This is a genomic window from Agromyces protaetiae (assembly GCF_030866785.1).
GTDB lineage: Bacteria > Actinomycetota > Actinomycetes > Actinomycetales > Microbacteriaceae > Agromyces > Agromyces silvae.
The window spans coordinates 134682-154455 of sequence record NZ_CP133018.1 but is presented as its reverse complement, the minus strand read 5'-3'; the positions used below and the strand labels follow the sequence as shown (position 1 = coordinate 154455).

Annotated in this window: 20 protein-coding genes; 9 read left to right on the top strand and 11 right to left on the bottom strand. The window is 71.3% G+C overall.

Annotated features, from left to right (window positions below; translation table 11 throughout):
* Positions 1–54 precede the first annotated feature (54 nt).
* Genes QU602_RS00745 through QU602_RS00730 form a run of 4 tightly spaced genes read right to left on the bottom strand, consistent with a single transcriptional unit; the run spans position 55 to position 3526 of the window.
* Entirely contained in the window at positions 55–768 is a 714-nt protein-coding gene (locus QU602_RS00745; RefSeq protein ID WP_308798212.1) for an SDR family NAD(P)-dependent oxidoreductase, read from the bottom strand.
* On the bottom strand, positions 765–1232 hold the full coding sequence (locus tag QU602_RS00740; protein ID WP_308798210.1) for a VOC family protein: 468 nt from the start codon (positions 1230–1232) through the stop codon (positions 765–767). The genes QU602_RS00745 and QU602_RS00740 overlap by 4 nt, the downstream gene beginning before the upstream one ends.
* Positions 1229–1549 (bottom strand): muconolactone Delta-isomerase family protein, encoded by a 321-nt coding sequence (locus QU602_RS00735; RefSeq protein ID WP_308798209.1) that lies wholly within the window; start codon positions 1547–1549, stop codon positions 1229–1231. The genes QU602_RS00740 and QU602_RS00735 overlap by 4 nt, the downstream gene beginning before the upstream one ends.
* A 9-nt stretch (positions 1550–1558) precedes the next feature.
* Complete coding sequence (locus tag QU602_RS00730; RefSeq protein WP_308798208.1) at positions 1559–3526, bottom strand: alpha-ketoacid dehydrogenase subunit alpha/beta; 1968 nt, start codon at positions 3524–3526, stop codon at positions 1559–1561.
* A gap of 144 nt (positions 3527–3670) precedes the next feature.
* Between QU602_RS00730 and QU602_RS00725 the strand changes: the two genes are divergently transcribed.
* From QU602_RS00725 to QU602_RS00715, 3 genes are all read left to right on the top strand, one after another.
* Entirely contained in the window at positions 3671–4438 is a 768-nt protein-coding gene (locus tag QU602_RS00725) for an IclR family transcriptional regulator (protein WP_308798207.1), read from the top strand.
* Between the two features lie 82 nt (positions 4439–4520).
* The gene (locus QU602_RS00720; protein ID WP_308798206.1) at positions 4521–5663 is read left to right on the top strand and encodes an SDR family oxidoreductase; all 1143 of its coding nucleotides are present in this window, start codon (positions 4521–4523) and stop codon (positions 5661–5663) included.
* Complete coding sequence (locus tag QU602_RS00715) at positions 5650–6582, top strand: amidohydrolase family protein (protein WP_308798205.1); 933 nt, start codon at positions 5650–5652, stop codon at positions 6580–6582. Before QU602_RS00720 ends, QU602_RS00715 begins: the two co-directional genes overlap by 14 nt.
* A 75-nt stretch (positions 6583–6657) precedes the next feature.
* Here QU602_RS00715 and QU602_RS00710 read toward each other — a convergent pair whose 3' ends face one another.
* The 6 genes from QU602_RS00710 to QU602_RS00685 all read right to left on the bottom strand — a co-directional run bounded on the left by QU602_RS00710 (position 6658) and on the right by QU602_RS00685 (position 12800).
* Positions 6658–7515, bottom strand: a complete 858-nt coding sequence (locus QU602_RS00710; RefSeq protein WP_308798204.1) for a carbohydrate ABC transporter permease — start codon at positions 7513–7515, stop codon at positions 6658–6660.
* Between the two features lie 80 nt (positions 7516–7595).
* Positions 7596–8510, bottom strand: coding sequence for a carbohydrate ABC transporter permease (locus QU602_RS00705; protein ID WP_308798203.1), 915 nt, complete (start codon positions 8508–8510; stop codon positions 7596–7598).
* 86 nt (positions 8511–8596) lie between these two features.
* The gene (locus QU602_RS00700; RefSeq protein WP_308798202.1) at positions 8597–9862 is read right to left on the bottom strand and encodes an ABC transporter substrate-binding protein; all 1266 of its coding nucleotides are present in this window, start codon (positions 9860–9862) and stop codon (positions 8597–8599) included.
* 111 nt (positions 9863–9973) lie between these two features.
* Positions 9974–11128 (bottom strand): galactonate dehydratase, encoded by a 1155-nt coding sequence (dgoD, locus tag QU602_RS00695; RefSeq protein ID WP_308798201.1) that lies wholly within the window; start codon positions 11126–11128, stop codon positions 9974–9976.
* On the bottom strand, positions 11125–11997 hold the full coding sequence (locus QU602_RS00690; RefSeq protein ID WP_308798200.1) for an NAD-dependent epimerase/dehydratase family protein: 873 nt from the start codon (positions 11995–11997) through the stop codon (positions 11125–11127). The genes dgoD and QU602_RS00690 overlap by 4 nt, the downstream gene beginning before the upstream one ends.
* Positions 11994–12800 carry an aldose epimerase family protein gene (locus QU602_RS00685; protein WP_308798199.1) on the bottom strand — a complete coding sequence of 269 codons (807 nt, stop codon included), beginning with the start codon at positions 12798–12800 and terminating at the stop codon, positions 11994–11996. Before QU602_RS00685 ends, QU602_RS00690 begins: the two co-directional genes overlap by 4 nt.
* A 146-nt stretch (positions 12801–12946) precedes the next feature.
* On the opposite strand from QU602_RS00685, the gene QU602_RS00680 reads away from it, so the two are divergent.
* The 6 genes from QU602_RS00680 (at position 12947) to QU602_RS00655 (ending at position 17531) form a co-directional block, all read left to right on the top strand.
* The gene (locus QU602_RS00680) at positions 12947–14005 is read left to right on the top strand and encodes a DNA polymerase IV (RefSeq protein ID WP_308800239.1); all 1059 of its coding nucleotides are present in this window, start codon (positions 12947–12949) and stop codon (positions 14003–14005) included.
* Positions 14006–14082: 77 nt separating this feature from the next.
* Positions 14083–14280, top strand: coding sequence for a hypothetical protein (locus QU602_RS00675; RefSeq protein WP_308798197.1), 198 nt, complete (start codon positions 14083–14085; stop codon positions 14278–14280).
* Between the two features lie 17 nt (positions 14281–14297).
* The gene (locus QU602_RS00670; protein WP_308798196.1) at positions 14298–15110 is read left to right on the top strand and encodes a M23 family metallopeptidase; all 813 of its coding nucleotides are present in this window, start codon (positions 14298–14300) and stop codon (positions 15108–15110) included.
* A gap of 389 nt (positions 15111–15499) precedes the next feature.
* Positions 15500–15961: a GNAT family N-acetyltransferase gene (locus QU602_RS00665; protein ID WP_308798195.1), complete on the top strand. Its 462-nt coding sequence runs from the start codon at positions 15500–15502 to the stop codon at positions 15959–15961.
* A gap of 138 nt (positions 15962–16099) precedes the next feature.
* Positions 16100–16453 carry a Fe-S protein gene (locus tag QU602_RS00660; protein WP_308800238.1) on the top strand — a complete coding sequence of 118 codons (354 nt, stop codon included), beginning with the start codon at positions 16100–16102 and terminating at the stop codon, positions 16451–16453.
* A gap of 22 nt (positions 16454–16475) precedes the next feature.
* Positions 16476–17531 carry an NAD(P)H-dependent flavin oxidoreductase gene (locus QU602_RS00655; protein ID WP_308798193.1) on the top strand — a complete coding sequence of 352 codons (1056 nt, stop codon included), beginning with the start codon at positions 16476–16478 and terminating at the stop codon, positions 17529–17531.
* 136 nt (positions 17532–17667) lie between these two features.
* Here QU602_RS00655 and QU602_RS00650 read toward each other — a convergent pair whose 3' ends face one another.
* A complete protein-coding gene (locus tag QU602_RS00650) occupies positions 17668–19722 on the bottom strand; it encodes an HNH endonuclease signature motif containing protein (RefSeq protein WP_308798192.1) in 2055 nt (684 codons plus the stop codon).
* Positions 19723–19774: the final 52 nt, after the last annotated feature.

Here is a 19774-nt window from a genome sequence, read left to right as displayed (position 1 = left end):
GGTGCGGGCCTCGGCCCGCACCCCCTCACACGTCGTCGGAACTCGTAAGGAACGCTAGGCGATGAACTGGCCACCGTTGACGTCGATGACCGCGCCGGTGACGAAGTCGCTGTCGGGCGTCGCCAGGAACTCGATCGTCCGCGCGACGTCCTCGGCCGCGCCGAGACGGCCCGCGGGGATCCGCGAGCGAAGCAGCGCCTTCCGGTCGTCGCCGTAGGACGCGATCATCGGGGTGTCGATGATGCCCGGCGCCACGGCGTTCACCCGGATCCCGGCCTCGCCGAGCTGCGCAGCGAGGCTCTTGGTGAGGCCGATGACGCCCGCCTTCGACGCGACGTACGCGGGCGAGGCGAAGGTCGATGCCGTCCGTCCGCTGATCGAGGCCACCGTGACGATGGCCGACCCCGGCGCGAGGCGGGGGATCGCAGCCCGGCAGACGCGCATGGTGCCGCCGAGGTTGATGTCGAGGACGCCGTCCCACTGGTCGTCCGTGGTCTCGGGCAGCGTTCCGACGCTGACGACGCCGGCGCAGGTCACGACGGCCCGCAGCTCACCGCGCGTTCCGGCGAGCGCGACCACGCCCTCGACGCTGTCGGTGGACGACACGTCGCAGTCCACGCCGACGACGGCCGCCGAATCCCATTCGGTCGCCGCACCCCTGAGGTCGGCCGCGACGACGGTGCCGAACCGGCGCACGAGCCGGCGCACCACCTCGGCGCCGATGCCGCCCGCCGCGCCGGTCACGACCGCCACTCCGACGCCCGTCACGCGGAGACCGCCGGGCGCTGCATGAGCTCGAGCGTGTTGCCGTCGGGATCGTGGAAGTAACACGCCTTCCCGCCGCGGTTCGCTCCGGCGGTCACCTCGACCGGCGGATTCCTGAGTCGCCCGCCCGCGGCGACCACCCTGGCCGCCGCCGCCTCGATGTCGTTCACCAGGAACGCGAGGTGCGCGACGCCCACATCGCTCACCTCGTCCTCGCCGCGACCGGTCGAGCCGACGACATACTGGATCAGTTCGACGTCATGGCTCGAGCGGGTCCCTGAGCCTCCCGGCACGGCCAGTTGCGCGACCTCGAGCACGGCACCGGGCACGCCCACGAGCGTCTGGGTGTACGCGTTCTCTTGTCGTTGCCGGTGCACGAGCTCGAGTCCGAGCGCGTCCTGATACCAGGCGACGGATCGGTCGAGGTCGGAGACGGTCATGCCGTGGTGCAGGATGCCGGTGATCATGCGGTGCTCCCGGAGTTCGGTGCCGAGCGGCGCGGGTCGTTCGGGTGGTCGGTGAGGGGGCGGATGTCCCAGGCCATCCATTCGGCCAACGGCAGACTCTCCAGCGCCGTGCGAAGGGCGTCCGCGTCCTGCGCACGCCAGAGCCCGAGGTTGCACCACTCGTCGGCGCGATCGGCGGGTCGCCAGAGCCGCAGCAGGAGGCCGGCCGCGGCGAGCGCGGCGGCCCTGACCTGTTCGGCCTCGAGCACGGCGGTGCGGTCGGCGGCCTCCGCCTCGAACCGCGCCCGGTCGATGGTCGTCTCGACCAGGAAGTCCATGACCACAGGCTAGGCGAGCGCGAAGACGTCGCGAAGCTCCCGCACGAGGTCCGCACGACCGGGGACCGCGGCCTCCTGGAGCCGCGGGGACGACGGCATGCGGAGGGCGTCGGTGCCGATGCGCCGGAGCTTCAGGCTGGAGGCATCCGTGCTGCGCTCGAGGATGCCGGCGGCGACCTCCGCGCCGGCGCCACCCGTCGTGGTGGCCTCGTGCGCGATGACCACGCGGCCGCCGGCGCGTGCGACGACCGCGTCGATCGCGGTCTCGTCGAGCGGCCGGAGCCAGCGCAGATCGAGCACGGCGACCTCGACGCCTTCGGAACGCAGCTCCTCGGCGGCGGCGAGCGCCTCGTCGACCATCGTGCCCCAGGTGATGATCGCGGCGTCCGAGCCGTCGGCGCGCAGCCGCGCACCCTCGGCGCGCTGTGCCGGCGCCTCCGACCGGATGACCTCGCCGGTCGTCTGGTACAGCGCGCGATGCTCGATCAGCACCGTCGGGTCGGGATCCGCGATCGCCGCGCGCAGCATGTCATAGGCGTCCTGCGGGCTGCTCGCGAGACCGACCTTGATGCCGGGCACGTGGGCGAGGATCGCCTCGATGCTCTGCGAGTGCTGCGCGCACGATCCGGGCGTGGCGCCCTGCTGCATGCGGACCGTCATCGGCGCCGAGAGTGCGGAGCGGTTGACGTATCGGACGTTCGCGGCCTGGTTGATGAGCTGGTCGAGCGCGACGAACACGAAGTCCGCCCACATGATCTCGACGACCGGGCGAAGCCCGGTCATGGAGGACCCGACGGCCGAGCCGAGGATCGCAGCCTCGGCGATGGGGGTGTCGAACACCCGGTTCCGCCCGAACGTCTTCTGCAGGCCGCGGCTGACCCCGAAGATGCCGCCCGCGAACCCGACGTCCTCGCCGTAGACGATGACGTCCTCTCGTTGCTCGAGTTCCTGTCGCAGCGCGTCGTTGAGCGCGCGTTGGTACGTGCGCTCCGCCGCGGGCTGGACCATCAGCGGCGCCAGTTCGACGGGCTCGCCGTAGAGGTGGTCCGCGACGGTGGACGGGTCCGGCTCGGGCGCGCGGCGGGCCGCCTCGATGGCGTCCTCGACGCGCTGGGCGACGTCGGCGTCGATCCGCCGGATGACGTCGTCGGCGATGCGCCCGGAGTTCCTCAGGCGTGCGAGCGGGTCCGCCTCGACGGCTGCAGCCTTGTCGCCTGCGGGCCGATAGTGCTCGATGTCCCGCGTGTAGTGCCCGCTGAGCCGCGAGGTCGTGAACTCGAGGAAGACGGGCCCTTCGCCGGCGCGGCAGCGCGACGCAGCCTCGGCCGTCGCGTCCCGGACCGCGAACGGGTCGTCGCCATCGACCGTCAGCGCGGTGATGCCGAATCCACGCGCTCGCGTGGCGAGGTCGGGCGTGACGACGGTCTGCGCGGTCGGCGTCATCTCCGACCAGCCGTTGTTCTCGCAGACGAAGATGACGGGGAGGCGAAGGCCGGCCGCGAAGGCGATCCCCTCGAGCGTGGCGCCCTGGTTCAGGGCACCGTCGCCGACGCTGGTGATCGCCACCGCCCCGCTGTCGCGTGCCGCGAGTGCGAGCGCTGCGCCGGCGGCAATGGGGTAGCCGGCGCCGACGATCGAGTTCTCGCCGATGAACCCGCTCGCCGGATGGCTCAGCAGGGGTGAGCCGGAGCGGCCGCCGTTCGTGCCGTCCACCCGGTGGAAGATCTCGGACATGACCGCGGCGAGCGGCGCGCCCGACGCGATCGCCCAACCGTGACCGCGGTAGGTCGCGAACGAGAGGTCGCCGGGTTCGAGCGCCGCCATCGCGCCGACCGGGATCGCCTCCTGACCGAGGCAGAGGTGCACGGAGCCCGCGATCTCACCCGCGAGCGAGAGCTCGTGCACCCGCGTCTCGAGGGTTCGGATCTCGAGCATCCGGCGGTAGGCGGACTCGGGGTCAAGGTCGTAGCGAGGCATGGCACTCCATATTTCGAACAGTCTGATTCATATAATGCGATGCTGGGTCCAGATATAGCAAGCGGTAATGTGGATATGAGTGAAGAGGGGGCGCGCGGCGCTACGCTGGCGGGGATCCCGAACCCCACGTCGAAGAAGGTGCGCATGGCTCAGATCGCAGAGGAATCGGGCACGCGGCTGCTCACCGTCCAGCGCGCGCTCCGGGTGCTGGACATCGTCGCCGAGAGCGACCGGCCGCTCCAGGTCCGGGACATCGCCCGCATCCTCGGCCACAATCTCTCCTCGACCTACCACATCGTCAACACGCTCGTCGCGGAGGGCCACCTGCGCCGCCGCGCCGACGGTTCGGTGGCGATCGGCTACCGCATCGGCGTGCTCGCGAGCGCACTCACCAATGCCGCGGACGTCATCGACGTCGCCGAGCCGATCGTGAGCGAGCTCGCCGCGCAGACCCGGGAGACGGTGTACCTCACGTGCCTCGAAGACGGTGCCGCCGTGGTGCGCTTCGTGGCCGAGAGCCCCCAGTCGCTGCGGATCAGCGGCCTCAGCGTCGGCTACTCGGGGAACGAGGACCGACGCGCCTCGGGGCGCGCGATCCTCGCGCAGTTCGAACCGCAGGAGCTCGAGAGCCAGCTCGCCCGCCTGTCGCGGACCACCACCCGCGGCGACGAGCGCATCGCCTACGCACGGAGCGCGATCGACCTCACGCGTCGCCGCGGATACGCGCTCGACAACGAGGAGTTCGAGGAGGGCGTGTGCTGCGTCGCAGCCGCGTACTTCGACCCCACCGGCCGGGTGGCGGGTTCGATCGCGCTGAGCGCGCCGTCGATCCGCGCGGCCCAGATCGATCGGGCGCTCAAGGATAAGGTGGTGCGAGCCGCATCCGACGTCACGAGGGCCTGGCGCGGCTGAGGACCGCGGTTTCAGATAAGTACTGTTCGAGTCGCACAGTATGAATTAGACTGGGTTCGTCGTCGCAACGAAGGGACCCGCCATGATCGCGGAACTGGCTCGCCGCTACTGGGATGCAGAGGAGTCGCGAGACCTCGACGCGATCCTCGGCTTCTTCACGCCCGATGCGGTCTGGAGCGGGCCGTCCGGCACCGTGCACGGGCGCGAGGCGATCCGGGAGTTCTACGCGGCCAGCGCAGCACGCTTCCCGGGCCTCGAGGTGCGCATGGGGGCTGTGCTCGGCGACGACCGCGAGGCCGCGATCTCCTGGGAGGCGAGCTTCCGCGATCACGCCGGCCGCACCTTCCCGCTCACGGGAGTGAATCTCTTCCGGGTCGAAGACGGGCGCTTCAGCAGTCTCACCACGTTCAACGACCCCTCGACACTCGAGGACGCGCCGGCCGTGCCGCAACGCTTCGGCGGCCGGACCGCGATCGTCACGGGCGCGGCATCGGGCATCGGCGAGGCCACCGCGCGCCGGCTCGTGCACGAAGGCGCCGTCGTGCTCGGCGTCGACCGGAACGCCGAACGCCTCGCCGCGGTCGCCGACGAGCTCGGCGACCGGTTCCGCCCGTGCGTGGTCGACCTCGGCCTCCCCGACGCGCCCGAGCGGGTCATGGCCGCCTTCAGCGAGCGGCACGACGTGCTCGACCTGCTCGTCAACAACGCCGCCGCATTCGTCATGGCCGGCGTCGCCGCCGAACGCGCCGAGTGGGTCACGACCGTCGACACCAACCTGATCACGCCTGCCCGGCTCGTCGGGCTCGCCGTCCCTGCGCTGCGACGCTCGACCGCGCCCGCGGTGGTCAACGTCGCGAGCGTCTCCGGCCACGTCGCGCAAGCGGACCGCTGGACCTACAACTCGGTCAAGGGTGCGGTGCTCTCGCTCACGCGCTGCCAGGCGCTCGACCTGAGCGCCGACGGGATCCGGGTCAACAGCGTGAGCCCCGGGTACATCTGGACCGACGTCCTCGAGCGGTCGGCGGGCGGCGACCGCGACACGTGGGATCCCCGCTGGGGCCAGTACTGCATGCTCGGCCGATGCGGTGAACCCGACGAGGCCGCGGGCGCGATCGTCTACCTACTCGGCCCCGACGCCACCTATGTCACGGGCACCGACCTGCTGGTCGACGGCGGGCTGGTCACGATGAGCCCCGACGGCAAGGCGCGCTTTGACTTCGACTGATGCCGACCGCGCGACCGGTACAGCCGGCGCGACCGGTGCAGCCGGCGTGGGCGTCGTCGACACGCACATGCACCTGTGGGATCGAACGCGCTTCCGCTACCCGTGGCTCGAGTCGGCCGACGCGGCCGGACTCCCGGCGAGCTACGGCGCGGCCGAGTGGCGCCGCGACACGGCCGCCGTCGAGCTCGCGGGCATCGTCCACGTGCAGGCCGAGGTCGACCACGCGAGCGACCCCGTCGCCGAGACGGCCTGGATGCAGCAGCTGCACGACGTAGAGGGCATGCCGACGGCCTGCGTGGGCTACGCCGACCTGCGCAGCGACGCGCTCGGGGACGTGCTCGACCGGCACGCGGCGTACCCGGTCTTCCGCGGCATCCGTCAGGAAGCGTGGTTCGATCCGCGATCGGAGCGAGCGGATGTCCCGCGCATCAACCTGCTCGACGACCCCGCGTTCCTGCGCGGGCTCCAGGAGCTCGAGCGGCGCGACCTCGTCTTCGAACTGCTCGTCTGGCAGGAGCAGCTCGAGCAGGCCGCGGCGCTCCTGCGCGAGGCGCCGGACCTGCGGGTCGTCATCGACCACACCGGCGTGCCGAAGGACGAGGCGCGGCGCGAGCAGTGGGCGCACGGCCTCACGGCCGTGCTGCAGGCCGCACCCCGAGGCATCCTGAAGATCTCGGGCCTCGGCATGGTGGACGCAGCGTGGACGCCGGAGCGGATCGACCCGCTGATCGCTCGCGCGCTGGAGCTCGCGGGCCCGGCGCGGGTCGTGTTCGCGAGCAACTTCCCGGTCGAGCCCGAGGGCGTGTCCTACGCGCAGGTCTGGGAGACGTTCGAACGCGCGATCGCCGGCTTCGACCCCGCCGAGCGCGCGGCGATGCTCCGCGACACCGCGACGGCCTGCTACGACCTCACGCGGTGACCCGCCCGCACGCTGACACGTCGACGCGCGAGCTCACGAGACCGCCGGCCCACCCACCCGGCCGGTCGCCGCCGCTCACTTGCCGGCGCCGCCGAGCAGGCCCGAGACGATCCGCTTCTGGGCGAGCAGGAACACGATGACGATCGGCACGCTCGTGAGCAGCACGTAGCTGAACACCAGCCCCCAGTTGTACTGGAACAGGTTCGCGGAGGCGTAGCCGTAGAGCCCGAGCGGCATGGTCCGTTGCGCGGGCGTGCTCAGCACGAAGTAGGCGTAGAAGAAGTCGTTCCAGACGGTCAGCGTCAGGTACACGCCCGAGACGAGCACCGCCGGACGCAGCGACGGCAGGATCACCGACCAGAACACCCGCAGCGGACCGGCCCCGTCCAGCCGGGCGGCCTCCTCGAGCTCGTACGGCACGCCCTTCACGAATCCGGTGATGAGGAAGACGGCGGCGCCCAACTGCGTGCCGCAGTAGAAGAAGATGAGTCCGACGTGATTGCCGTCGAGCCCCAGGGTCTGCAGGACGCGGACGGTCGGGATGATCGCCGGCGGCAGCATGATGCCCGTGATCACGACGTAGTAGAGGATGTTGAGCTTCCGCGACCGGGAGCGCCCGAACACCCAGGCCGCGCACGCGGCGAGCAGCAGAGTGATCAGGATGGTCGGCACCGCGACGATGCAACTGTTGATGAAGCCGCGAAGTGCGGTGCCGTCCTCCAGCACGGTCGCGAGATTGTCGAAGAAGGCGAACTGGGTCGGCGGGTCGATCGTGACGCGACGTGCCTCGTCGACCGGCTTCATGGCGGTGATCACGAGGACGTACAGCGGGAGCCCGACGAGGGCGAGGGCCGCGATGAGCGTGAGGCTCAGGCGGAGGCCCTCGCGCCGGCGCCGACGTCGCGCGAGCACGTGGGTGTTCCCCGGCGTCACCGGCCGCATCGGTGCGCCGGAATGCGCGCCAGTGGCCGTCGGCGTGGGGGTGGACGCGGTCGCTCGCGTGGACGTGGATGTCATGCCTGGACCTCTCGCCGGCGCAGGAAGGAGATGAGCGGGACGGCCAGCACGAGCACGGTGAGGAACAGGACGAGGGTCATCGCCGTGGCCCGCCCGAACACGCCGTTGCCGAACTCCTGGAACACGTAGATGTTGAGCACCTCGGTCGCCCGTGCCGGTCCGCCGCCGGTCGTGGCCAGGATGACCTCGAAGGAGTTGAGCGTGCCGATGAACGCGAGCGCGACATTGATGGTGACGGCCGCGGAGATCATCCGCCACTTGATCCGGAAGAACGTCTGCCAGTAGCCGGCACCGTCGAGGCGCGCGGCCTCCGTCAGCTCGCCCGGCACGGTCGACAGCCCCGCGATGTAGAACAGCGTCGTGAGGCCGAAGAACTTCCACGCGTGGATCGCCGCCACGATCACGAGCGTCCACTCGACGCTGCCGAGCCACTCGATGCGCACCTCCTGGCCGGTGAGGGCGCTGAGGATCTGGTTGTAGACGCCGTCGTACGCGAGGAGACCGCGGAAGATGTACCCCGCGGCGAGCGGCGAGATGAGGACGGGGATGAAGATGAGCGCGCGGATGGCTCGATTCGCGCGGGTGCTCTGCTCGAGCGCGAGGGCGAAGCCCAGCCCCAGCAGGTTCTGGAACAGCACCACGAGCACCGTGTACGTCAGCGTCACGCGCAGACCGTGACCGAGGGTGTCGGTCGACATCAGGTACTGGAAGTTCTCGAGCCCAGTGAACTGGATCTCGTCCCGGTAGGAGGACCAGTCGGTGAACGCCAGCCCGAGGTTCAGCACGTTCGGAACGAGGAAGAAGACGCCGAAGAACGCGAGTGGCAGGGCGAGCATGAGCGCCTGTTCCCCGCGACTCAGTCCCCCGAGCGCCCGGGAGTACCCCCGGCCCATCCTGGCCAGCCACGCCATGTGGTTCTCGTCTCTCTCGGCGCTCGGCCGGTCGTCATTGGAACGGTGCGCGGGCCGGAGGCTTCACGCCCCCGGCCCGCCCACGGTCAGAAGCCTTCGATTCCGGCCTGCTTGGCGTTGTCCGCGAACTGCAGCTGCAGCTGTTCCGCGACCTGCTCGGGCGTGAGCGTGCCGGCGATCAGCTGGCCCATCAGGCCCGGGAAGTCGCCCAGCGATGCGGCCGACTGGGTGTCGATGCTCGGGATCGACCCTTCGAACGCGGCGACGATCTTCTGCTGCACGGGGTCGAGGTCGGCGGGGTCGTCGACGCCCTCGATGACCGAGGGCTCGCCCGTCTCCTCGAGGTAGACCTGGTACCCGTCGCCGACGGTGGCGAAGTCGACGAACTCGCGGGCCGCGGCCTCTTTGGTCTCATCGCCCGTGATCGGCAGCTGGATGGAGACGAGGTTCGAGGAGTGCCACATGACGGCGCCGCTCTCGCTCGGGAACGCGGTGAACTCGATGTTCTCGAGCCCGCCGGTGAACGCGGGCGTGAGCCATGTGCCCTGCGCGACGAAGGCGACCTCGCCGTTCTCGAGCATGGCCGCATCGTCGCCGAAGACCGCCGTGCTCGCGTTCGGGTTCGTGCTGCCGTTCGTGACGAGGCCCTGCACCCATTCGAGCGCCTCGACCGCGCGCGGGTCGGTCCACTCGGCCTCGCCCGTGTTGATCTCCTCGACGAGCCCGTCGGCGACGGCGTCGGTCACGCGCGTGAAGAACGGCAGCTGGGTGGTCCAGGCGTCGCCGCCCGTCACGCCGAACGCCGGGACGCCCGCGGCCGTGAGGGTCGCGATCGCGGTGTCGAGCTCGGCCTGCGTGGTCGGCACCTCGAGGCCGTTCGCGGCGAGCACCTCGGTGTTGGAGAACAGGCCGAACAGCGTCGGGAAGCCATAGGTGGCCGTGTAGTGGACGCCGTCGACGGTGCCGGCCTCCTCCAGGCCGAACTTCGTCGACTCGACGAACGCCATGTCTGAGAGATCCTGCAGGTTCTTGGTCGGATTGAGCTTGAGCAGCGCGCCCTGGAGCGGCTGTCCGAAGAGGATGTCGGGCCGGGCCCCGGTCGCCCACTGCGTGAGCAGGTTCTCGTCGAAGCCGTCGGGGATGATCTCGAGGTTGATGGTGTTGCCGGTCTCCTCCTCGTAGGCCTCGATCATGGCCTTCGTGGCGTCGGTCGTCGTCTGCGCGCCCCACGCCGTCAATTCGACCCCCTCGGTCGACTCGCCTCCCGTACCCGCCGAGCAGGCGGAAAGGACCAACGCGGAGGCGGCGATGCCGACGACTGCGGCGGCCCACCTGTTCTTGCTGCTGTGCACGATGCTCTCCTTCGAGTGACGTGTTGCGGGATCGTGGGCCCGGGTCGGCCGCGATGCCCTCACGCTACACGCAATCCTCAATAAATGGAGTCGGATTTCAATAATCACAAATCACCACTCGCGGTAGCCCTGATCACGCGGGTCGGACCACCACAGCCGGACGCCCGGATCGGTGCGGTCGTGGCGCGCCGCGTCGCGCACGGCCGCCTCGTCGATCTCAAGGCCGAGCCCGGGACGCGTGGGCAACGGCAGGTACCCGTCACGGGGCATCCATTCGTCTGGATTCAGGAGGAAGCTGAGATCCGTGTCGGGATTCGCGCCGTCGAAGCTCACGATGCACTCCTGCGCGAGGAAGTTCGGCGCGACCGCGTCCACCTGCACGCACGCGGCGAACGCGACGATCCCCAGCGGACAGTGCGGCGCGAGCAGCGCGTCGAATGGCTCGCTCATCGCGGCGATCCTCACCGCCTCGGAGATCCCGCCGGCGTGCGAGACATCCGGCTGCACGACCGTGACCCCGGCCGTGAGCGCCGGCAGGAACTCGGCCCGCGAATAGAGGCGCTCCCCCAACGCGATCGGCGTCGCCGTCGCGGACGTGAGCCTGCCGACGAGACCGGTGTGCTCGGGGCGAAGGGGCTCCTCGACGAACACCAGGCCGAGATCGGCGGTCGCGTCGAGGAACCGCCGGGACTGTGCGAGCGAGAGCCGGCCGTGCAGATCGACCGCGAGGTCGACCTCGGCGCCCACGACGGTCCGGAGCTCACGCAGATCGCTCACCAACCGCTCCGTGAAGCCAGGCGTCTCGAGGGGCGCGGCGCTGAGGTACGGCACGAGCTTCACCATCGTCCAGCCGTCGCGCAGGAGCGCGGCCGCGCGGGCCGGATCGCCGAGCCGGTCGTCCGTGTTCGCGTGCGCGTACAGCCGGATCGCGTCGCGCACGGCGCCGCCGAGCAGCTCATGTACCGGCGCGCCGAGCGACTTCCCGAGCAGGTCCCACATCGCCTGGTCGAGCCCGGCGACGGCCGAGCCCATCACGGGCCCGCCGCGGTAGAAGCCGCCGCGCGTGAGCACCTGCCAGTGCCGGTTGATCTGGCGCGGGTCCTTGCCGATCAGATACTCGGCCATCTGCTCCACGGTCGCGGCGACCGGTCGCGTCCACGTCTCGAGCGTCGGCTCGCCCCAGCCCGCGATTCCGGCGTCGGTGGAGATCTTGACCAGCAGCTGCCGATCCGAGATCGGGAACGTCTCGACCGACGTGATCCTCATCGCATCTCCTTCATCGAGGTCGCCGACGGGAGCAGGCCGAGCGCGCGGGCCGGTTCGAGGTCCAGCGGGACCCTGTCGCCGTGGATCTCCCGTCGGACCGGCACGCCGTCCGCGTAGGTGGCGAGCAACCGCATCGTGTCGCCGCCGATCAGCGTGTCCGGTGCGGCGACGTGCACGATCGGGGCGCGGACGCCGCCGAGCGCGAGCGCGCGCGCGATCACGTCGCCGGCGTCGTGGACGTCGAGGTACGCCCAGCCGAGCCTGACCCCGCCTTCGGGATCGTCGGACCAGGCCTGGCGGAACTCCGCCAGCTCCTCAGCATCCGTGGTGAGCGGGAAGCGGAGCGTGATGACCGTCGCACCCCACCGTGTGGAGATCATCGCCGCCGTCAGCTCGTCCGCGGTCTTCGACAGGGAGTATGCGTCGGCGACCTCGCCCGGGAGGCCGACGTCGATGGGAAAGTAGGCGGGCAGCGGCCGCGCCGGATTGCCGTCCAGCCCGTTGGCCTGAATGCTTCCGGCGACCACGAAGTCCCGGACGCCCGCCGCAGCCGCCGTCTCCAGCACGGTGAAGGTCGATGCGGTGTTGGCGGTGAAGACCTCGACCGCCGTGCCCTTCGTCCAGTGCGAGATCGCCGCGAGATGCACGACGGCGTCGACGCCCGTCGCCACCGCGCGCGCGACGTCGTCCGGGTTCCGGGTGTCGCCGACGACGAGCTCGGCGTCGGCCTCCGAGAGGGTGCGGAACCGCCGGGCGAACGCCACGACGTCCGCCCCGAGCTCGCGCAGTCTCCGCACCGCGTGCCGGCCGATCAGGCCGTCGGCGCCGGTGACGAGGATGCGCCGGCCGCTCACCTCGTGCTCACTCATGGTTCCTCCTTGGGAACGTCGATCTCGATCCACCACGTGCGCGGTTCGCCTGGCCGCACGCGCATGATCCGGCCCGCCGCGCGCGCCTCGTCCAGCGAGTCGCCCCAGCCCGTCGTGGGCTCGATCGCGAACACCGGAGCCCCGCCCCACGAACCGTGATCGAGCCAGAGGCCGAGGTGGGGCACCAGATCCGGGTCCCAGCGAAGCCGTAGGACACGGCCGTCCGTGCGCCGCACGAGCGCCGCACTGGGCCGGGCTTCGGCCGGCAGGAAGTACTTGCCGCTCGCCGACGGATCGAGGTCGCGCACGGCGCGCCTGAGCGCAGCCGCGGTCACGGGCCGGCCGGGATCGTCGACTCGGATCCAGGCCGACTCCTCGGCGCCCTCGATCACGATCTCGGTCCCGGCATGCCAGTCGAGGATCGGATGCGCGGCCCAGAGCAGGGCCTCGTCATCGTCGGTCGCGATCCGGTAGTCGAGGCGGATCCGGTCCGAGGTCACGGTCGCGCGCCGCGCGAACGTGCCGTGCAGGCTCGAGAACGCGGCCACGAGCCACCCGTCGTCGCCCGCGGTCCATGCGGCCCTGACGAGGTCGCCATGCGACGCGGTCCGCCGGCCCGAGTCGGTGTGCGCCGGCGCGATGCTCGGTGCGATCTCGTCCCAGCCCGACAGCATGATCGCGGGCTCGCCCGACGGCCCGGTGGTCGAACTCAGCCATTCGACGCCGGCGTGACGCAGGGAGGTGATCCTGCCGCCCCGCCCCGCGTCGATGCGCACCGACGTCGCATCGACTGAACCCACCATGCATCCCACCATCCGCGATTAGCTACAACGCGTTTCCATTTATCGCCATGCTAACGAGTGGGAGGCGTCGCGGCCAGAGCCAATGCTGGCGCGCGCCGCGGGTGGTCACCCAGACTGGTCGCGTGAGCCGACGCCCGACCCCCTGGGTGCTGCACGTCGACCTCGACCAGTTCATCGCGGCGGTCGAGGTGCTGCGGCGCCCCGAGCTCGCCGGCAAGCCGGTCATCGTCGGCGGACGGGGCGATCCGAACGAGCGCGCGGTCGTCTCGACGGCCTCGTACGAGGCGCGCGAGTTCGGAGTCGGTTCGGGCATGCCGCTGCGCATCGCCGCCCGCAAGGCTCCCGATGCGGTCATCCTCGCGGTCGACCACGAAGCCTACGGCGAGGCGTCCGACCAGGTCATGGCGACGCTGCGCGCGCAACCCGGCGCGACCGTCCAGGTGCTCGGCTGGGACGAGGCCTTCGTCGGCGTCACGACCGACGACCCCGAGGCGTACGCGCGTGACGTGCAGCGCGCGGTGCTCGAGCAGACCCGGCTGCACTGCAGCGTCGGCATCGGAGACACGCTCGTGCGCGCGAAGGTCGCGACCGGGTTCGGCAAGCCGCAGGGCGTCTTCCGGCTCACGCGCGAGAACTGGCTCGAGGTGATGGGCGATCGACCCACGATCGCGCTCTGGGGTGTCGGGTCGAAGGTGTCGAAGCGGCTCGCCGCGCACGGGATCCGCACCGTCGCCGAGCTCGCGGCCGCGCCGCACGACGTGCTCATCGCCGAGTTCGGTCCCCGCATGGGGCCCTGGTACGCCGAGCTCGGGCGTGGCGACGGGGCATCCGTCGTCGACGACACACCCTGGGTCGCTCGCGGCCACAGCCGCGAGACGACCTACCAGCAGGACCTGGCGGATCCCCCGCAGGTCGAGGCGGCCCTGCGGGTGCTCGCGGACGCGGTGCTGACGGATGTCTCGGCCGAAGGCCGCCCGGTCGTGGCGATCACCCTCAAGGTCCGGTACGCCCCGTTCATCACGAAGACCTTCAGCAGGCGAGTCCCCTCGACCTCGGATCGCGACGAGGTGCTGACCAGGTTCCTCGGCCTGGCCGCCGACCGCATCGAGCCGGGGCGGCCCGTGCGGCTGCTCGGGCTGAGAGCCGAGATGGCGATGCCCGAGGATGCACGGGACGGGCACACCCCGACCCGCGGCGGGTGGTGAACGACGCGAACGCAAGGCCCTGACACGGACCAGCCCACCCGCCTACGCTGGCGATCACCGACCGAGGAGGACGCGCCATGACGGACACCCCCGAACACGACGACCGGGACTTCCCCGACGACGACGCTGAGCAGGCCCGCCTCCGTCGCGAGCACGACCGCGAGCTCGGCGTGGACCCGTTCTTCGAAGGCGCGAACATCACCGAGAGCGACGGGCCCGACCTGGAGGCCGGCGACGACCTCGACACGGGCGGCGGGCACCGCACGCCACGCTGAGCGTGCGCCTCAGACCTGTGGACGATGCACGGCGGCATCCGCTGGTGGTCGACTTCCCGCTGCGCGGCGCGGGGTGGATGGCGGTCACGACGCCCGCGCACCGGGTGCCGAGCCACGGCACCGATCTGCTGGGCCAGCGGTACGCGTTCGACTTCGTGCGCGTCGACGACCGGCCGGGCGTGCACGTGCACCCCGCGCGGTCGTGGCGCACGGAGACGATCGGCGGTCGCACGCGCGAGTGCTATGCGTGGGGCGAGCCGATCCATGCGCCGTTCGACGCGGAGGTCGTGACGGCCTCCGACGGCGTCGCCGAACGGCAGTGGGTGAACCCGGCCCGCGAGATCTTCCGCGCGTTCCGCACCGCGATGACCTTCACGCCCGACCGGGTGCCCGCGATCCTCGGGAACCACGTGATCCTCAGGGCGACGGATGCCTCCGCCGAGGGCGGCGCTGACGCCGCTCACGACGCGCGCGATTCGCGCGATTCGCGCGACGCCTCGAACGGTGAGGTGTTCGCGGGGTTCGCGCACCTCGCGCCCGGGACGGTCGCGGTGACCGGGGGGCAGAAGGTACGGGCCGGCGAGTTCCTCGGCCGGGTCGGCCACACCGGGAACTCGACGTCGCCGCACCTGCACTTCCAGCTCATGGACTCGGCCGACCTGCTCACGGCGCACGGGCTGCCGTGCGCGTTCCGGGCGTACGAGGTCGCGCGCGACGGCACGTGGCATCCGGTCATCGACGGGATACCCAGGCGTCGCGAGCGGATCCGCTCGACCGGGCACGCGACCGGCGACACGTCACACCCGCCGGATCCGCTCAGGCTTCACTGATGAGGACACGATGGCCGCGTCCCGCGCATACGAAGTCGCATGCGACGGCACGTGGCATCCGGTCATCGACGGGATACCCAGGCGTCGCGAGCGGATCCGCTCGACCGGGCACGCGACCGGCGACACGTCACACCCGCCGGATCCGCTCAGGCTTCGCTGATGAGGACATGCCATGCGCGTTCCCAGCGTACGAGGTCGCGCGCGACGGCACGTGGCATCCGGTCACCGACGGGGTGCCCGGGCGTCGCGAGCGGATCCGCTCGACCGGGCCCGCGACCGGCGGCGCGTCACACTCGTCGGGTCCACTCGGTCTTCACTGATGAAGACACGCCGGCCGCGGGCGGACACGTGGCGGCGACGCGCGAGACGAGTGCAGGGAGTGGGACGACATGAATGCGGCGAACCAGGCGGATGACGGTGGGCGATTCGAGTATCCGGACCAGGCGGGCTACCCCGATGGATCCGGGCTGCTCGACGAGGGGCAGGCGGCGCTGGTCGACGAGGTGACGGCGGATGCCCTCGACGCCGTGGACTCGCCGTCGGCCGAGGCGGAGGCGGAGATCGCGGTGCGCCGGCTCGCCGACGAGGGGCTCTTCTCGGCGACGATCGGCGACCGCGAGGTGGCGAACCTCCGCTTCGTGGAGGAGGACGGCCGGGTCGTCGTCCTGACGACCACCGTCCTCCCGGAGTTCCGTGGGCGCGGCATCGCGAGCGCCCTGATCGCCGTCTCGCTCGACGACCTCCGCGGGCGGGGCGTTCCGCTCACGGTGCGCTGCCCGGTCGTCGCCGCGTTCATCGCGAGCAACTCGCAGTATCAGGACCTCGCGGGTCCGGCCGCGGCCCACTCCTGACCACCGTCGGTGCCGGCCGCTCCATCGAAAGTCGGTTTCCGCGCCCACGCCCGGCCCGCGCTCGGGGTGCGACGTGCGGCCGTGACAGAGTGGAGGGCAAGTGCGCAAGTGAGCGAGAGAGAAGAGAGCTGAGTGCCAATGGAAACGCTGCGTGACGTCGTCGTCCTGCTCCACATCGTCGGATTCGCGATCACGTTCGGCGCGTGGGTCACCGAGGCGGCGACCCGGCGATTCCGGACGAACCGGCTCATGGACGTCGGGTTGCTCATCTCACTCGTGACGGGGCTCGCACTCGCGGCGCCGTGGCCGGCGGGCATCGAGCTCGACTACGCGAAGATCGGCGTGAAGTTCGCGATCCTCATCGTGCTGGGCGCACTCATCGGCATCGGCAACGCGCGCCAGCGGAAGTCTGGGGAGCGCGCGCCCACCGGGATCTTCTGGGCGATCGGCGTGCTCTCGCTGGCGAACGCCGGCATCGCCGTCATCTGGTAGCCGCCGGGAGGAAGATGGAGGGATGACGGCGCAGGGCGAGCTGACCGACCTCCTCGGGGTCACCCATCCCGTGGTGTTGGGGCCGTTCGGCGGCGCGTCCTCGGTGGCGTTGACCGCGGCGGTGAGCGAACTCGGCGGGCTTGGGTCGTTCGGGCTGTACGGATACGACCGCGACCGGATCCTCGAGGTCGGGGCGGCGCTTCGAGCGACGACCACCCGGCCGTTCGCCCTGAATCTGTGGCTGCCCATGCCGGAGCCGGTTCGTGAGGGCACGGCGGACTTCGCCGAGGCCGCCGAGGCGCTGCGTCCGCTGTTCGAATCGGTGGGTGTGGCCGTTCCCGAGCGTGCGCCGAGCGCCGTGCTGCCCTCGTTCGAGGAGCAGTGGGCGGCGGTGCTCGAGGTGCGCCCGGCCGTGGCGAGCTTCATCTTCGGGGTGCCACCCGAGCAGGTGATGCTGGACTGTCGAGACCGAGGCATCCGCGTGATCGGGTCGGCGACCACGCCGGCCGAGGCGCGGGCACTGGCCGGCGCTGGTGTGGACGCGGTCGTCGCGACCGGCTCCGACGCGGCCGGGCACCGGCCGTCGTTCCTGCGGGAGGCCGAACGCTCGCTCGTCGGGGCCTTCTCGCTGATCCCGCAGGTGGTCGACGCGGTCGATGTGCCCGTGATCGCGGCGGGCGGTATCGCAGACCGCCGAGGTGCGGCGGCCGCGATCGCGCTCGGCGCTGACGGTGTGCAGGTGGGCACCGCGTTTCTGCGCACGACGGAGTCGGCAATCACTGACGCGTACCGCGCGGCGATCGTGGCGACCGCGCCGGACGACACGGTGCTGACGCGGGCGATGAGCGGACGTCTCGCGCGCGGTGCACGCAACGCCGCGGTCGCCCACATCGAGTCCACGGGGTCGGTCACCGCGTTCCCGGTGCAGAACTGGCTGACCGGCCAGTTCCGCGCCGCCGCCGGTGCGGCCGGCCGTGCCGACCTGCAGTCGCTCTGGATGGGCCAGTCCGCGCCGCTCGCCGTGCGGACCCGCGCAGCCGAGGTCTTCGAGGAGATCGTGGCCGGGCTCCCCCGCTGAGCGCCAGCTCGCCCACGTCGGCATACGCGAGCCGGCCGGATCGCTCGGTGCCGCAGTATGCCTGAACCGACTCGACCGCTCCGCGCCACCAGCATGCCCGAAGGTTGGCTCGCTCGGCGTCGTCGGCGTGCTCGGTTCAGCGCGATTCGATGGCCGGTCGTGCGCGGCGGTTCCGGCTGGTCGCTCGGGTGTTGGCGGTTGCAGGGCGCGTTCGCCGAACGTGGTCGGAGCCGTCGGAGCCGTCGGAGCGGTTGGAGCCGTTCGGGCGGCCTCGCGGTTCGGTTGCGGGAGCAGCGTCGGGTTGTGGTGGGGCGCCTGGTGTGGGGGTGAAGCGGGCTTTGCCGCCGAGTTTGGGGGTCTGTTTCGGGTCGAGGTGTGGGGGTGGGATGAACCAGACCTGCCCGCGTCGGTCGCGCCCGGTGATGCGGATTTGCCAGCCTTGGTCGTGGATCTGGTGGTGGCAGCTGGCGCAGAGCATGACCCCGTTGCTCAGGTCGGTGGTGCCGCCGGCGGACCACCAGTCGATGTGGTGCGCTTCGGCGTAGGTGATGTTCGCCCCGCAGGACGCGCACCCACCGTCGCGTTCCATGAGCGCGATGCGTTGGTACCGGGTGAACAGGCGGGTGCCGCGGCCGAGGTCGAGTGGGACGCTGTCGGCGCCGAGCACGGCGGGGATGAGTTCGGCGTCGGCGGCGAGCTTGCGGACCGCGCCCGCGCTGATCGGCCGGTCGATGCCATCGATCTCCGCTGTCCCTACGCCGTCGCGGAGCGCGTCGAGACTCATCCGGACCACGATCGTGGTCGCGGGTACCGACCCGGGTGCGGCTTGACAGCCCAGCGCGTGCCGCGCCAGCTCGGCCAACGCGTCGGCCTGCACCTGCGGGATCGACCGCCTGTCCTGGATCACCGGCGCCGCACCACGGCCGTCGCCGCCGCTGCCACCACCGTTGGTGCCACCGCCACCGCTCGGGCCACCGCCACCAACGGTGCCAGGAGCGCCGGCGCCACCGAGACCGCCACCGCTCGTTGCACCGCTCGTTCCACTGCGACCGTCACCGCCGCCGCCACCGCGACCGACACCGCGACCGACACCGACACCGTTCGTGACACCGCCACCGCCGCCGACAACGTCATCGCCATCAAAGCTCGTGCCGGGGGCACCGTTCATGCCCCGGATGCGGTCACGGGTGTAGACCTCGGCGGCATCGGTGCCGCGTCCCACCTGCGCAGCACGAGCCGCGCCGGCGGCAGCCGCCCGGCCTGACCCGCGTCGTCGGAGTGCGTCGCTGACCAGCGCGTCCAGCGCCGCCTTCACCGGCGCCGCGGTGACCGGGTCGAGGCGGGCTCGCAGATGGAACACCCCGTCGGCGTCTTCGCGGAACGTCACCGACCGCTCGGCATGCATCCGCGCATCGGCCCGCGCCAGACCGCCGGCATTCAGCTGCGCTTCGGCAACTTTGACTGCCCGGCCGACCAGTGACAGTGGTTGCCCGGCCGCGACCTGCACCAGGCGCTCCTCAGCCGCGGCCAACCGTCCAGGGTCGGTGCGCAGCTCGACCCGGGCCAGCATGCCCGTGATCAGATTCGCCGCCTCAATGCTCAACACCCCCGCATCAAGCCCCGCCCGGACGTGCGCGAACTTCGCCGGCAACACCTCACCCGTGAACGACTCCCGCTGCCGGGTCGCTTCACCGACCGCGAGCAACCGGGACGCCTCACCCTGCCCGCCCCCGGTCACCGCCGCGACCAGCTTCGCCGGGGACGAGTGCCCGTACTGTTTCGCCAGGCTCTCAGCCCCGAACTCCGGCGCCGACCGGGCCGCGACCTCAGCACCAGCCAGCGCCAGAAACGCCTCCACCGACCGCTTCAATCGCGCCGCACCCTGGACCACCCGCACCAACCCCGGCCCACTCAACGCCGCAAAGCCATCCACACCACCACCCGCACCCGCACCCGCACCGGAACCGCCACCCGCGCCGCCACCGGCACCGCCACTCACACCCGCACCCGCTCCGGCACCGCCACTCATACCCGCACCCGCTCCGGCACCGCCACTCACACCCGCGCCCGAATCGCCGCCACCACCCGCACCGGCAGCACTCGCGACCCCGAACGCAGGCTGCGCCTGCGCCCACACCACGGCCAGCGCACCGAGATCGGCGTGCAACCGGTCAAGCGGAGAGATCGTCATGCGCACCAGTATCCACCGACCCACCGACATCGCCCGGCGACCGGCCCCCCTC

Excerpts from the sequence above, each read along its gene's own strand:
- QU602_RS00740 (WP_308798210.1), bottom strand. The coding sequence starts at position 1,232 with ATGATCACCGGCATCCTGCACCACGGCATGACCGTCTCCGACCTCGAC.
- QU602_RS00735 (WP_308798209.1), bottom strand. The coding sequence starts at position 1,549 with ATGGACTTCCTGGTCGAGACGACCATCGACCGGGCGCGGTTCGAGGCG.
- QU602_RS00730 (WP_308798208.1), bottom strand. The coding sequence starts at position 3,526 with ATGCCTCGCTACGACCTTGACCCCGAGTCCGCCTACCGCCGGATGCTC.
- QU602_RS00725 (WP_308798207.1), top strand. The coding sequence starts at position 3,671 with ATGGCTCAGATCGCAGAGGAATCGGGCACGCGGCTGCTCACCGTCCAG.
- QU602_RS00720 (WP_308798206.1), top strand. The coding sequence starts at position 4,521 with ATGATCGCGGAACTGGCTCGCCGCTACTGGGATGCAGAGGAGTCGCGA.
- QU602_RS00705 (WP_308798203.1), bottom strand. The coding sequence starts at position 8,510 with ATGGCGTGGCTGGCCAGGATGGGCCGGGGGTACTCCCGGGCGCTCGGG.
- dgoD (WP_308798201.1), bottom strand. The coding sequence starts at position 11,128 with ATGAGGATCACGTCGGTCGAGACGTTCCCGATCTCGGATCGGCAGCTG.
- QU602_RS00690 (WP_308798200.1), bottom strand. The coding sequence starts at position 11,997 with ATGAGTGAGCACGAGGTGAGCGGCCGGCGCATCCTCGTCACCGGCGCC.
- QU602_RS00685 (WP_308798199.1), bottom strand. The coding sequence starts at position 12,800 with ATGGTGGGTTCAGTCGATGCGACGTCGGTGCGCATCGACGCGGGGCGG.
- QU602_RS00675 (WP_308798197.1), top strand. The coding sequence starts at position 14,083 with ATGACGGACACCCCCGAACACGACGACCGGGACTTCCCCGACGACGAC.
- QU602_RS00665 (WP_308798195.1), top strand. The coding sequence starts at position 15,500 with ATGAATGCGGCGAACCAGGCGGATGACGGTGGGCGATTCGAGTATCCG.
- QU602_RS00660 (WP_308800238.1), top strand. The coding sequence starts at position 16,100 with ATGGAAACGCTGCGTGACGTCGTCGTCCTGCTCCACATCGTCGGATTC.
- QU602_RS00655 (WP_308798193.1), top strand. The coding sequence starts at position 16,476 with ATGACGGCGCAGGGCGAGCTGACCGACCTCCTCGGGGTCACCCATCCC.
- QU602_RS00650 (WP_308798192.1), bottom strand. The coding sequence starts at position 19,722 with ATGACGATCTCTCCGCTTGACCGGTTGCACGCCGATCTCGGTGCGCTG.